Source organism: Victivallis lenta (assembly GCF_009695545.1).
Classification (GTDB): Bacteria; Verrucomicrobiota; Lentisphaeria; order Victivallales; family Victivallaceae; genus Victivallis; species Victivallis lenta.
Map to the genome: position 1 here is coordinate 1 of NZ_VUNS01000017.1, position 12293 is coordinate 12293.

Genomic DNA, 12293 nt, shown 5'->3' on the forward strand with positions numbered 1-12293 from the left:
CTATCTTACTCTTATTGACAGAATATGATGCATTGTTGCATCATATTGACTGTCAATTTATTAACAGGGAGAAAAGTGTCACCTGTTTTTTACTGAAAAACAGAACCATTTATTCCCGCACATGACACTCTTTCATTCGAGGAGCAATATCAAAAGGCAGATTCCACTTATGAGTTTCAAAGCATGAATGCTTTTTTATGAAATGAGATTATGAATGCTATGCATTGAAAACTATTGTAGATAAGGATATATTTTATATCGATGATATTATTAATTATGAGCGATAGTAGGCAGCATGGGAACACCAAATGGGAGCAGCACAAACACGACAGCAAATAAATAGTCTCAATAATGAAATAGTAAGGCTTGAACAAAAGCTTGCTGATTCGGCAAGGGATGAGGCTAACAAATGGCGGATTTGACCACTCGACTATATAAAGAGCAGACTGATGAATCCAAGAAGTTTCAAAACGAGCAATTAGCAGCATATCAGAAACAAATTTCTGTTTTAACTTCGCGGCTTACGAATCAGTACGAGTCAATGATCCCTGCAGAGGTTGATACAAAAGTCCATTTATCGCAATCAGAGACGGTAAATAAGAATGAGTATGATGTATTTATTTCTCACGCAACTGAAGATAAAGAATCTTTTGCAAATGAATTATACCGAATTTTGACGGAAGAATATGGTTTTAAGGTTTGGTATGATGTTGTTGCCATGAAATGGGGAGATAGTTTACGAACTCAAATCGACAATGGGCTTAAAACATCAAAGTTCGGTATTGTCATTCTTTCAAAACACTATATTAGTAAAGGCTGGACTAAGTATGAACTTGATGGTCTTTTCCAAAGAGAAATGAGTGAGGGGAAGACAATTCTTCGTCTGGTTCAGGGACAATCGGGATAATCTCGTATTCGATTCGGAAGAAGGTATCTACAAAGCCGCTCCGGCCCCGTCAGCTCCGGCGCAGAAGTGAGTCGGCGGCGGCTCCGCTCCAGCTGACCAGCGCGGCGATTCCGGCCGCGGCGAATTCGCCGTAGAGCAACAGCTGAACCGCTGCCAGCCAGATGCCGAGGATCGCCGCCGCTACGATGAGCCGGGCCGGTTCGATGCAGGCGGCGACTTTGCGGAAGAACCAGGCCAGGTTGACGGCCGGGACGAGATAAAGCCCCGGGCCGCTCTTTTCGCGCAGCCCGAGCCAGAGCCCGCAGACGTATACGGCGAAACCGAGCACGCCGCCGGCCGCGGCAAGCGGCATCGAGCCGCGCACGGCGGCAAAGCCGAGCAGAACGAAGGCGATGAGTTCGGCGAGGATCAGGAGCAGATAAAGCTGTCCGGCGCCGAACGCGTTCCACCCGGCCCGGAACGCATAGACGAGGTGGAGCCCCGGCAAGGCGGTCCACATCGGGGAGTCCCACGGCGGCAGGGCGGCGGCGGTTTCCGGCAGAGCGCCGGCGTCTTCGTCGTTTTCGCCTCCGCCGTCATCTTCGACTTCGGGAACGGCCGGAGTGCGGACGGTTTTCCGGCGTGCTGCGGACGGCTTTTTTTCCGGCGGCACCGGCTCCGGGAGGCTGTCGAGTTCCGCCAGAACGGCTTCGGCCGCCTCTTCGAAGAGCTCGAGCTCGTCCGGCCGGAGCCGGGCGCCGCTTTCGTGCGCGAACCGGTTGCGGACGCTGCCGATGAAGCGGATGAGCCGGGCCGCTTCGGCGGGCAGGCGGTCGCCGAGCGATTCCGCTTTTTCGCGCAGGCCGCTGCCGACGGCGCCGCAGGCGACGAGTTTGCTTTCGATTTTCCGGGTGGCGTCGATCACGCGCCCGGTGGTCAGCAGCTGTTCTTCTTCGTTCATTCCGGACCTTTCGGGTATGAAAAATAAAATAGCCTTCGGAACGGCTCTTGTCAAGAAGTTGGCGAAAAAAGCCTCCTTCCTGTTGCCATTTCAGGGGAGACGCGTTATATTACTGCATCAGAACCGATTTCATTTCGTTTCCCGTCGTTTCGGCGGTCGGTTCGGATTCAGGATAATAACCGTTCGGTTTGGTCGACGATGGCGAAAAAATCTCCGGGGCCCCAGAAACTGCCGGTCAAGAACGCGGCGAACGTGCGCAGCGACAATGAGAAATTGCTGCGCGCCCTCATTGTGCTTTTCATCCTGATGGGAGCTGCCGCCGCGCTGATTTTCGGGCTGGTCGCGCTGCGCCGCGCGCTGTTCACCTCGAATCCGCGGTTCCAGCTGCGCGAAGTGGTCGTGCAGGCCGAGGGGTACTGGCAGAACCGGTCGGCGCAGCTCTCCTCGCGGCTCGGCATCCGGCTCGGCGACAACCTCTTCGAGATTGATCCGGGGGAGCTGCGCAAGCGGCTTTCCGCCATTCCGAGCGTCGAAAACTGCGAGGTGACGCGGGTCCTGCCCGATACGCTGAAGCTCCGGGTCGTTGAACGGATTCCGCGCGCCGTGCTGGCGAATCCGCAGGGCCGGTGGGTGGTCGATGAGAATTGTGTCGTGATTCCGCGCGCCGAATCGATGTCGGCCGGCCGGTCGCTGCCCGTGATCCTCGGAATTTCGGACCGGAGCCTGGAGGGCGGCATGGTGCTGCCGGCCCTGCAGCCGGTGATGGAGATCATCATGCAGGTTGCGCAGAATTTCCGCGACATCGACATCAAGGCGGTTCACATGCGCGAGCCCGGAAAAATCAACCTGATTCTGACCTATCGCAGCCAGAAGGTCTGCCAGGTCCTGATTCCGACCGGGAGCAAAGACGTGAATCTTCTGCTGACCGCGCTGCAGAGCGCCATTCTCCATGCCGAACGACGCGGCGATACGCGCGGCGTTTTCGACCTCTCCTTCGACGGCAACGTCATCATCCGCTGAGGCGGAACACCGGGCGGACGAGCACGGCCTGGCGTCTCCCGCTCCCCGGGATTTTTTATTTTTTTTGCAAAATAATTGCTTCCCCTCTTGGCAAATGTATCGCAGTCTGCTATAATATATAGCAAGATGATACGTTTTTTTAAAGAGGTGCTATCTATGGAAAAGAGAACCTACGGCGGCAAGACGGCGGATATCCGCGAGCATCTGCTGCGGCAGATTGAGATGGGAAACTTTCCGCGCGGTTCGGTGCTGCCTTCGGAGCGCGAGCTGACGGAGCGGCTGAATGCGAGCTACATGACGATCCGCAAGGCGATCGGAGCGCTGGTTGAGGAGAAGTATCTGGAGCGGATCCCGCGGGTCGGCACATTCGTGTCGAGCCAGATTCCGGAGCATAAGGTGCAGCGGCAGCTTGGAATCGTGGTGCCGGCCTGGACCGCGCCGGAGAATTCGGATTTCGTGATGTACGCGAGCGAGGCGGCCGAGCATGAGGGGTGGCTGCCGAAGATGGTGTCGGTCCGCCATTGGGAGGACAAGGCGCTGCTTGATGCGTGGTCGAGTTTCGACGCGCTCGTCTGTTTCGCGCCGCAGCCGGTCAACCAGATGCCGCAGGATCTGCTCGAGAAGTTCAAAAGCCATGAAAAGCCGGTCGTGTTCATCGGGGTTCCGGCCCACCATTTCGGGCTTGATACGGTGGTCGGTTCGATGGAGCTCGAGATCGGCATCATCCTCGACAGGCTTGCGGCGGCCGGCCATACGCGGATCGCGCTGATCGAGCAGTGCACGCTGATGAACGACCAGCAGGTGGTCGATGTTCCGACCTTCTATTCGGTCTGGCGGAAGAAAATCGTCGAAACGCTCGGCGAGCCGGCGGTCGCCGATCTTCAGATTCTGGTTGAAACGCCGCGGTTCGAGCTGCCGCACCGGGCGATTTACTCGAAGGTCAGGTCGCTCGGGCGCAGGCTGCCGTTCACGGCGATCGTCACGCGCATTCCGTTCCTGTGGGGCGTCACGGCGGCGCTGACGGATCTCGGGCTCCGGGTCCCCGAGGATGTCTCGATCGTTTCGATGGGCGACCGGCAGGAGCTTGAGTTCTACCGTCCCGAACTGACTTATCTGAAAGTTCCGCTCCGCGACCACGCGATTCAGGCGTTCGAGCTCGTAAAGGAGCGGCTCGAGAACCCGGCGCTGCCGGTCCTGTACACGATGATCACTCCCGAATTTGTCGAAGGCAAGACCCTCAGGACCCTTAAGAAATAATCGAAGAAAAAGGAACACGGACCATGAGACACTGCAAGTTCACCCTGATCGAGCTTCTCGTTGTGATTGCGATCATCGCGATTCTCGCTTCGATGCTGCTGCCCGCGTTGAATCAGGCGCGGGAGCGGGCCTATTCCACCGAATGCCTGAACAATGCGAAAACCATCGGTTCGGCGGCCCAGATGTTTGCAGGCGACAACCGGGGATTCTTCCCGGCTGCGAAGGATCAGTTGCAGAAGAAGGCAGACGGTTCGTGGGATGCCGATTTCCTGGATAAAAACTACAAGCAGGACGCCTGGGCGACTTACCTCTATGTGATTCTGAAGACCGGCTACCTGTCGATCCCGGGCGCTCAGGACCGGGTCAACCCGCTGGCTTGTGCGAAACACCGAAACCAGGTGGGGTTGCGGGATCAGTGGCTGCTGCGCAGCTATGCGATGCACTGCAGCAACAACAGGAACGCAGGCAGTTACTCGGAATTTACCGAGCGCCCGAACCTCGGCAAAATCTATCAGCCCTCCATCACGCCTTATCTGTTTGAGCTTTATTCCCCGAATTTCTCCGGCGGCGGTCTGACCAGCCCGGCCCAGAGTCAATGGCGGCAGACCGGCTGGGACGCACTCGACTTCCAGTTGCCGACGCTCGGTTATCACGGGCTCCGGAACGAAACAGTGCTGTTTTACGACGGCCATTCCGCCCAGATCGGGACCGGAAGCAAGGCGCCGTACCGCATGAAGTGGTATCTTTGAGAGGGAGTTATGAAGAAACTGATTTTACAGGCGATGCTGTTCGGCATCTTCGTGATGGCGCTCCCGGCGGCGGAGCTTGACGAACTCAATGCGCGGCGCGACGCGCTGCTGGCTCCGGCGGTTCTGGCGGAGATCGGCGCCGCCGATCCTCTGCTCGGTGAGTGGCTGGCCGCCCAGAAGCGGATTCTGGCGAACCTTGAGCAGGCGGTCCGGAGCGATGCGGAACAGGCCGGAAGCATGAAGGCGGATTACGAATACCTGCTCGACCGCCTCGCCGGGGAGATCGAACACGCAAAGACGGTTCCGGCGATCGACGAGAGCAAGGTATTCAATGTGAAGGCGTTCGGCGCAAAAGGTGACGGTTCGTCCGACGACGGCGAGGCGATCCGGAAGGCGATCGCCGCCGCCTCCGCCGATACGACCGGGAGGCGGACCGTTTTCCTGCCGCGCGGCCGTTACCTCGTGCGCTGCATCGGCCCCGAAAGCGGAAACCTGAAGCTCGACAAGCTCAGGAATCTGCGCATCGCCGGCGAACGCGGCACCGAAATCCTGCTGCCCGGACCGCTTGATGTGGCCGTGCGGATTCTCGACTGCGACAATGTGGGACTGAAAAACATCGCTTTCACCTATCTGAAACCGCCTTACACGACCGGCCGGATCGTCGGTTTCCCCGCGGACGACGTGATGCGCATCGAGATCGATCCCGGCATGGCCGCGCCGACCGACCCGATGTTCCGGCAGGCACAGACGAAGGGATTGATGCGCTTCTATACGCCGGAGGTGATTCCGGGCTCCCTCCGGCCGTTCCTGAGCTCGGTCGCGCCGCACCAGGGGGCCCCCGAGGTGACGAAGGTCGATGACCGGACCTACGATTTCAAGGTGAACTCATTCACGCCGGTGTCGAAGCATTACGCGAAGGGGAGCCACGTCGCCTTTTATGCCCGGACCTACGGCAACCATGCGGTCAACAACGCGAATTCGACCCGCACCCGGCTGGAAAACCTGACGCTGAACACGTCGTCGGCCATGGCCGTGCTGAACAATGCAAGCGACCGGCCGTTTGTGGTCAACTGCCGGATCGAGGCGCTGCCCGGCAGTTTCGTTTCGACTTCGGCGGACGGCATCTACATGCGCAACATCAGCCTCGGCGGTCTGGTCAGGGGCAATATCGTCCGGCACGTCGGGGATGACTTCATGAACATCCACTCCTATGTTTTCCCGGCCGTGAAGGCGGAGGGGAAAACGCTTTATGTGAAAGCGAAGGACTGGAATCTGCGCAACTTCGCTCCCGGGCGGCGGCTCGGGCTCCTGCGCACTTCCGCCGGGCAGAACGGCATTGCGAAGGAGGTCCGCATCACGGCGATCGAGTCGGAGGGCGAGCTCCTGAAGGTCACGCTCGACGGCGGTTTCGGCAGAATCGTCACGCTCGAAGACACGAAAGGCATGCCGGACATGCTGATCCTGCCGGACAATCAGAACCACGGCATGGTCGTCACCGGCAACCGCTTCGAGGACGGGGTCTCACGCTTCCTCGCCGGCGGCCGCAACTGGCTGTTCACGGACAATACGGTCGTCGATTCGCTGCATCACAGCTATTTCATGAACCTCTGTCCCGAAACGGTCGGCAGGAACGGTTTTGAATTCGTCACGCCGCGCAATGTGGAACTTGCCGGGAACCGGTTCGAGACGGCGGCGAAGACGCTGTTCCGTTTCGGCAGCAGCGCGAATGCGGAGCGGGAGGCCGACCACTCGATCCCGAGCGCGTCGCACATCCGGGTTGCGGACAACGACATCGAAATCACCGGCAGCTCAAATCTGCCGCTGATCCGGATCAACGGCGTGGAGTTCCTGACCTTCACCGGCAACCGGATTTCGGCGGCGGCGCCGCAGGGCGGCCCGCTTTTCGAACGGGAGGGCGGCCGGGAGCTCGAACTCGGCGGCAATTTCGTTACCGGCAACCTGAAACGGTGACCCGGAGACGGGAGGGCGGCGCTTCAGCAGCCGGCTGCCCGCAGGAGTTTCTGCACCGTGTGCGGAGACTCTTCCGGCAGGAAAACGGAGCAGACGCTCCACTCCGCGGCTGTTTCGGGAGAGTCGAGCCGCAGTGCGTGCCAGACCGGCGCCTCTCCCTCCAGCGCGCGACGTACCGGCCTGACTGTTTCGGCGGACAGCACGATCACGGAGCCCGAGGCGGCAAACCGCCGGCCGGAGGCGTTCCCGGTTGCAATGAGTTGTTCCCGTACCTCCGTTCCGGTCGGGAGTTGCGGCGGTCGGCGATCCGTTTGAGTCTTTCTCCCGCCCGATGGACGGTCTTTGCCGGATCCGGAAAATCAGTCGGGGAGGTCGCCGGGGATCAGTTGCGGGGTGACGATCACGGCGACATGGTCGGCGCGCGGAGTCTCCCCGGAGATGCGCCGCAGCAGTTCCTTCAGGGCGAGTTCGGCCAGCATGCGGGGGCCGAGATCGATTGTGGCCGGGCGCGGATGGAGTCCCGTCAGATATTCCGGCGTGTGGTTGCAGGAGACGACGAGGGGGCGTGCCGCCGTCCGGCGGCGCGCGAACCGGCGGTACAGAAGGGCGGTGAGCCGTTCCTCCGGCGAAAAAAGGCCGTCAACGGTTCCGTTTTCGAAATGGGGAAGGGCGGCGTCAAGTGCCTGCTCGATTTCGTCGTCGGTGCAAATTTCGAATCCGGGCCGGCCCGGAGGCAGCCGGAGCTCGACGGTTTCGCACGTCTCCCCGTGCGAAAACAGTTCGAAGCGGAAACCCGCAATGCGCCCCGGAAAACCGGGGTTCCGGCTCGGTGCGGAGAGCAGCAGGAACCGGCTGCATCCGGCGTCTTTCAGGTAACGCGCCGCGATGCGGCCCGCGAACTCATTGCCCATCAGGACTGTCGGGTCGGTCCCGCAGCTGTGGTGGCTGTTGAGCCAGACGTACGGAATCCGCCTCAAGGCGCGAATGAGTTCGGGGGAGTCTGCGTGTCCGACCAGAAACAATCCCGCGAGTTCGCCGCGCAGGTGGCGCGCTTCCAGCTCCTGCGGCAGGATTCCGGCCGGGAGCAGCAGGAGATTCCAGTGCTGCCGCATCTGCCCGGCAAGAAACGCCAGTTTCTGCAGAATCGCGTGCGAGTCGCTCTCCGGCGAGTCGGAAAGCAGGATGCCGATATTCATGCTGCGGCTGCCGCCGCGGCGCTGCGGGCGCGTTCCGCCGAGCGCTTCAAGCACGGCGAGCACCCGTTCGCGTTTCCCGGCCGTGACGGAGCCGGAGCCGTTCATCACCCGCGATACGGTGGCCGGCGATACGCCGGAACGTTCTGCGATCTCTTTTACGGTAGGCATCCGGGGGGAATCTCCTTCTTTTTCAATATGGTCCGAATGATTCTGACGATACAGTAGAAATGTTTCTGAAATATTTCAAGATTTGTTTCAGCGATTTTTCCGGAAATATTTGCCGTTTTGTCCGGATTTGAGGTATAATTTCCGAAGAGACGCAATTACGGTAAAAGAAAGGATCGGTTGAAATGGAAGGAAAAATCCGGGGAATCGTGGTTCCGCTGCTGACGCCGCTCTCATCGCCGGAGACGATCGATGAAGAGGCGGCGCGCCGCCTCATCGACCATGTGATCGCCGGCGGCGTTCATGCAATCTTCATCCTGGGGTCGACGGGAGAGGGACCGGCGCTTTCGGGCCGGGAACAGCGAAGGTTCATCCGCTGCTGCGCGGAGGCGGTCGGCGGTCGTGTCCCGCTGCTGGCCGGCATTTCGGGGTGTTCCGCCGCCGAGTCGGCCCGGCTCGGCCGGTTTGCGGCCGACGCCGGAGCGGATGCCGTCGTCTCCGCCGTTCCGTGTTATCTTCCGCCGGATGCGGAGGAGCAGGTCGCTTTTTACCGGTATCTGGCGAAGGAGGTGCCGCTGCCGCTTTTCGCTTACAATATGCCGTCCCTGACCCGGGTTTCGATGACGCTTTCAACGGTGGAGCGGATTCTTGAAATCCCGGGCGTCGCCGGCTGCAAGGACAGCTCCGGCGATCTGGAAGCGTTTCGCGAACTGGTGAACCGCTTCGGGGGACGCCCCGGAATTTCGCTGCTTTCGGGGCCGGATGAGCTGACTGCCGAGACTGTTGCGATGGGCGGAGACGGCGGCGTCAACGGCGGCGCGAATCTGCGGCCCCGGCTCTTTTCCGGGCTTTACGAAGCGGCGGCGCGGGGGGATGCCGCCGCGGTCGGGCCGCTTCAGGCCCGGGTGGTCGAGCTCGGGAAAATATACGGTGATCCGGTTACCGCGCCCGGCGTGATCCGGGCGTTGAAGCGGGAGGCGGCCCGAATGGGCCTCCTCCGGAATATTCTCGCCGTTCCGGCTTTGCCGGAAGCGCTTTGACAGGAGGAAAGGAAACGATTATGTCGCTCATTGCCGATGAAAAACTGCTGTTCGAGTCGCCGTCGCCGCAGGACATCTACTGCTACACGCCCGCGCTGTGCCGCGGCTTCGGCGGCCGGATCGTCGCCGGATTCGACCTCGGCGGACCCGGAACGGAGAAGCTCGCGGGGCCGCGTTCGGACTCGGGGGATTATCCGTGCGGAAACCAGCTGCGGATTCTGCTCTCCGACGACGGCGGCGCAAGCTGGCGCGAAAGCGCGTCCCGCCTGCCGATGCTGCACGCGATGCTTTTCCGCGCCGGAAGGTTCCTCTATGCGATCGGCCAGAGCGGACGGCTGGTCATCAGCCGCAGTGCGGACAACGGTGAAAGCTGGTCGGCGCCGGCCGTGCTCGAGTCGGAACACCGGTGGCACCAGAGCGCCGGGCGAATCGATTTCCGGCACGGGAAGCTCTATCTGGTCTACGAACAGCGGATTCCGGAGGCGCCGTGGCCCGGCGTTTCCCCGGTCCTGATGGCGGCGCGCGAGGAGGCGGACCTGTGCGATCCGGCAAGCTGGACGTTTTCGGAGCCGTTCCGGGCGGAAGCGCTGTTCGACCGGCTGGCCGCCGCCGGCTGGCGCCATCGCGGCGGAGGCGTCCCCGGCGTGCTGGAGACCAGCGTGATTCGGATTCATGATCCGGACCATGCATTCTTTGATCCCGAAGACCGGACGGTTCTTCTGCTGATGCGCGCCGAGACCGGCAGCGGCAACGTCGGCGCGGTACTGAAGGGGGTCGAACGGCCGGACGGAACCCTGGCCGTCGAACCGCTGGAGTCTCCGGCCGGTTCCCCGCTCTTCCTGATTCCGCTCCCCGGCGGCCAGTTGAAGTTTCACATCGATTACGACCCGGTTTCACGGCTCTACTGGATGGTGTCCAGTCCGAAGGTCGACGGCTGCCGGAAACCGGGCCTGCCCTGGTACGAGGCGTGCGGCGACCGGCGGCGGCTTGAGCTGTTCTGGTCATCCAACGGGCTTGAGTTTGCGAGTGCCGGAATGGTGGCGGAGGGGCGCGGGAAACTGGATTCGCGTCATTATGCGAGTCTGCTGTTCGACGGCGACGACCTCCTGGTGCTGGCCCGGTCGGGCGACTGCCGGGCGAAGACGCTGCATGACGGCAACCTCATTACGCTGCACCGTGTCCGGAATTTCCGCGAACGCGCGAAATAGCATTTCAGGAGAAGCGGAAACAGAGCCCGCCGAGGATGGCGGCGGCGAGATAGAGCGCCAGGGTTCCGCCGGCGGATTCGGTTTTCCAGGTGAAGGCGCTGCCGGCGCTTTTTTTCTCGGAGGCGCCGATGAAGTTCCACGAACAGAGCTCGTCGAGCAGCAGGTGGGACAGATAGCCGCCCGTTACCGCAAGCGCGAAAGCGAACCGAACCTGGAGGAGGGAATCCGGGAATGCGAGGAAGGTCGCTTCCCCGGCCATGAGGGCCGCCGGAATCGAGTGGAACGCGCCGCGGTGGCGCGAGCAGCGGCTCAGGATGAAGTCCGCGCCGTACCGGATGGCGGCGTAGGCGGCGATCATCCAGCAGAACAGCGCCTCGTTGGTGAAGTCGCGCGACAGGACGTTTCCGGCCAGCAGGACGGGAATCCCGACACCGAGCACTCCGAGCAGGATCTGGCGCGGCCGGGCGTTGCGGCTGTCGATGTCCGGCAGCGCGGCGCCGATCACGCCGAGGACGCCGAGCGTCGCGGACTGGACCGGACTGCACCAGCCGGTCAGGAAGGCCGCCATTCCTGCCGCCGCTCCCCAGAGTCCGCCGCAGACGGCGTGTGTACGGAAATTTGCCATCAGCGCCGGCGCTTTCCGGAGGAGTGGCCGGCGAGACAGAGTTCCAGAATCAGCGTCAGCAGCCCGAAAAGCAGCAGCAGATAGAACAGGAGTCCGCAGAGCGCCGCGGAGCAGCGGATCGCCGCCGGCGGCAGCGTAATCCCCGGCGGCAGCAGCGCCGCGACCGATACGGCGAGCAGGACGAGCACGGTTCCGAGCACGGCGATTCCGCTGCCGGCTCCGGCCAGGTCGGCCCGGCTCAGCGTGATCTGCGAGCCGATGGCGAAGACGGCGTAGAGCCAGAGCCAGCTCCGCCAGCGCAGCAGCAGATCCGGCTCGATCCAGAACCGGCAGAGGGCGAGAAACGTGGTGCGGAACTGAAAGCGGAACGCCTCGAGCCCGCTGCCGGGAAGGGGCGGGAACGGCAGCGACTCGGCCGGCAGCAGGAGCAGCGTCAGGAAGACGATCGCCGCGACGCCGAATGCGATCGGCGCGACGCCGATGAAGAAGCAGCCGATGTTCTGCCAGAGGCTCCGGGGATTCCATTTGTGGGCGACCCAGCCGAGGTTTCCGTTCTTCTGCGGCGAGAACAGGGCGAAGTCCGTGATCCTGTGGCGGAACACGACGCAGAGCAGCGCGTGGCTGAACTCGTGCAGCATGACGCCGGGCGCGGTGCTCCAGATGCAGAACCGCGCGCCGAACACCTCGGCCGCCCTCCGGCGGAAGCGGCCGGTGATGAGCTGCAGCACGGTTCCTGCCGCCAGCGGGGGCAGGACGCCCGCCGCCAGCAGGAGCAGCGCCGAAAGTCCGGCTTTTGCGATTGCTTCGCCGATTTCAGACATCGGGAAAACCGGCCGGGGGAGAGGAGAGCGTGTGCGGAGCGACCGTCATCCTCACCCCCGGAAAATGAAGAAGACGGCGCCCGCGATGCAGATCGCCGCATAGAGATAGTTCCACGACAGCGTCTCCTTCATGTAGAAGATCGAAAACGGCACGAAGACCGAAAGTGCGATGACTTCCTGCATGATCTTGAGCTGTCCGAGCGAAAGCGTCGTGTGACCGATCCGGTTGGCCGGCACCTGAAGCATGTATTCGAAGAAGGCCACGCCCCAGCTGGCCGCGGCGGCGATGTACCAGGCGCGGTTCGACAGGTTTTTCAGGTGGCCGTACCAGGCGAAGGTCATGAAGACGTTGGAGAGGATCAGCAAGCCGATCGTAGTCAGAACCGGGCGCATG

General features: G+C 61.5%; 13 protein-coding genes. 7 read left to right on the top strand and 6 right to left on the bottom strand.

Annotated elements, in window-relative coordinates; genetic code table 11:
* The first annotated feature begins 409 nt into the window (after positions 1–409).
* Entirely contained in the window at positions 410–907 is a 498-nt protein-coding gene (locus FYJ85_RS14545) for a toll/interleukin-1 receptor domain-containing protein (RefSeq protein ID WP_154419319.1), read from the top strand.
* Between the two features lie 49 nt (positions 908–956).
* Here FYJ85_RS14545 and FYJ85_RS14550 read toward each other — a convergent pair whose 3' ends face one another.
* Positions 957–1847 carry a hypothetical protein gene (locus FYJ85_RS14550; RefSeq protein ID WP_154419320.1) on the bottom strand — a complete coding sequence of 297 codons (891 nt, stop codon included), beginning with the start codon at positions 1845–1847 and terminating at the stop codon, positions 957–959.
* A gap of 198 nt (positions 1848–2045) precedes the next feature.
* On the opposite strand from FYJ85_RS14550, the gene FYJ85_RS14555 reads away from it, so the two are divergent.
* From FYJ85_RS14555 to FYJ85_RS14570, 4 genes are all read left to right on the top strand, one after another.
* A complete protein-coding gene (locus tag FYJ85_RS14555) occupies positions 2046–2867 on the top strand; it encodes a cell division protein FtsQ/DivIB (protein WP_154419321.1) in 822 nt (273 codons plus the stop codon).
* A 156-nt stretch (positions 2868–3023) separates the two neighbouring features.
* Complete coding sequence (locus FYJ85_RS14560) at positions 3024–4124, top strand: GntR family transcriptional regulator (RefSeq protein ID WP_206213209.1); 1101 nt, start codon at positions 3024–3026, stop codon at positions 4122–4124.
* Positions 4125–4147: 23 nt separating this feature from the next.
* On the top strand, positions 4148–4873 hold the full coding sequence (locus FYJ85_RS14565) for a type II secretion system protein (protein ID WP_106054645.1): 726 nt from the start codon (positions 4148–4150) through the stop codon (positions 4871–4873).
* Between the two features lie 9 nt (positions 4874–4882).
* Entirely contained in the window at positions 4883–6844 is a 1962-nt protein-coding gene (locus FYJ85_RS14570) for a glycosyl hydrolase family 28-related protein (RefSeq protein ID WP_206213210.1), read from the top strand.
* Between the two features lie 23 nt (positions 6845–6867).
* On the opposite strand, the gene FYJ85_RS14575 is transcribed toward FYJ85_RS14570, so the two are convergent.
* Together FYJ85_RS14575 and FYJ85_RS14580 are read right to left on the bottom strand one after the other, a co-directional pair.
* Positions 6868–7047 (bottom strand): hypothetical protein, encoded by a 180-nt coding sequence (locus FYJ85_RS14575; protein WP_154419323.1) that lies wholly within the window; start codon positions 7045–7047, stop codon positions 6868–6870.
* A 156-nt stretch (positions 7048–7203) separates the two neighbouring features.
* Positions 7204–8208, bottom strand: coding sequence for a LacI family DNA-binding transcriptional regulator (locus FYJ85_RS14580; protein WP_154419324.1), 1005 nt, complete (start codon positions 8206–8208; stop codon positions 7204–7206).
* 182 nt (positions 8209–8390) lie between these two features.
* On the opposite strand from FYJ85_RS14580, the gene FYJ85_RS14585 reads away from it, so the two are divergent.
* Both FYJ85_RS14585 and FYJ85_RS14590 read left to right on the top strand, forming a co-directional pair.
* Positions 8391–9245: a dihydrodipicolinate synthase family protein gene (locus tag FYJ85_RS14585; protein WP_154419325.1), complete on the top strand. Its 855-nt coding sequence runs from the start codon at positions 8391–8393 to the stop codon at positions 9243–9245.
* A gap of 20 nt (positions 9246–9265) precedes the next feature.
* The gene (locus FYJ85_RS14590) at positions 9266–10453 is read left to right on the top strand and encodes a WD40/YVTN/BNR-like repeat-containing protein (protein ID WP_154419326.1); all 1188 of its coding nucleotides are present in this window, start codon (positions 9266–9268) and stop codon (positions 10451–10453) included.
* Between the two features lie 4 nt (positions 10454–10457).
* Here FYJ85_RS14590 and FYJ85_RS23190 read toward each other — a convergent pair whose 3' ends face one another.
* Genes FYJ85_RS23190 through FYJ85_RS14600 form a run of 3 tightly spaced genes read right to left on the bottom strand, consistent with a single transcriptional unit; the run spans position 10458 to position 12292 of the window.
* Positions 10458–11078, bottom strand: a complete 621-nt coding sequence (locus tag FYJ85_RS23190) for a metal-dependent hydrolase (RefSeq protein WP_206213211.1) — start codon at positions 11076–11078, stop codon at positions 10458–10460.
* Positions 11078–11899: a hypothetical protein gene (locus FYJ85_RS23195; protein ID WP_158704192.1), complete on the bottom strand. Its 822-nt coding sequence runs from the start codon at positions 11897–11899 to the stop codon at positions 11078–11080. Before FYJ85_RS23195 ends, FYJ85_RS23190 begins: the two co-directional genes overlap by 1 nt.
* A gap of 51 nt (positions 11900–11950) precedes the next feature.
* Positions 11951–12292, bottom strand: a complete 342-nt coding sequence (locus tag FYJ85_RS14600) for a DMT family protein (protein ID WP_106054652.1) — start codon at positions 12290–12292, stop codon at positions 11951–11953.
* Position 12293 lies beyond the last annotated feature (1 nt).

Excerpts from the sequence above, each read along its gene's own strand:
- FYJ85_RS23190 (WP_206213211.1), bottom strand. The coding sequence starts at position 11,078 with ATGGCAAATTTCCGTACACACGCCGTCTGCGGCGGACTCTGGGGAGCG.
- FYJ85_RS23195 (WP_158704192.1), bottom strand. The coding sequence starts at position 11,899 with ATGTCTGAAATCGGCGAAGCAATCGCAAAAGCCGGACTTTCGGCGCTG.
- FYJ85_RS14600 (WP_106054652.1), bottom strand. The coding sequence starts at position 12,292 with ATGCGCCCGGTTCTGACTACGATCGGCTTGCTGATCCTCTCCAACGTC.
- FYJ85_RS14580 (WP_154419324.1), bottom strand. The coding sequence starts at position 8,208 with ATGCCTACCGTAAAAGAGATCGCAGAACGTTCCGGCGTATCGCCGGCC.
- FYJ85_RS14590 (WP_154419326.1), top strand. The coding sequence starts at position 9,266 with ATGTCGCTCATTGCCGATGAAAAACTGCTGTTCGAGTCGCCGTCGCCG.
- FYJ85_RS14570 (WP_206213210.1), top strand. The coding sequence starts at position 4,883 with ATGAAGAAACTGATTTTACAGGCGATGCTGTTCGGCATCTTCGTGATG.
- FYJ85_RS14555 (WP_154419321.1), top strand. The coding sequence starts at position 2,046 with ATGGCGAAAAAATCTCCGGGGCCCCAGAAACTGCCGGTCAAGAACGCG.
- FYJ85_RS14545 (WP_154419319.1), top strand. The coding sequence starts at position 410 with ATGGCGGATTTGACCACTCGACTATATAAAGAGCAGACTGATGAATCC.
- FYJ85_RS14585 (WP_154419325.1), top strand. The coding sequence starts at position 8,391 with ATGGAAGGAAAAATCCGGGGAATCGTGGTTCCGCTGCTGACGCCGCTC.
- FYJ85_RS14550 (WP_154419320.1), bottom strand. The coding sequence starts at position 1,847 with ATGAACGAAGAAGAACAGCTGCTGACCACCGGGCGCGTGATCGACGCC.
- FYJ85_RS14560 (WP_206213209.1), top strand. The coding sequence starts at position 3,024 with ATGGAAAAGAGAACCTACGGCGGCAAGACGGCGGATATCCGCGAGCAT.
- FYJ85_RS14565 (WP_106054645.1), top strand. The coding sequence starts at position 4,148 with ATGAGACACTGCAAGTTCACCCTGATCGAGCTTCTCGTTGTGATTGCG.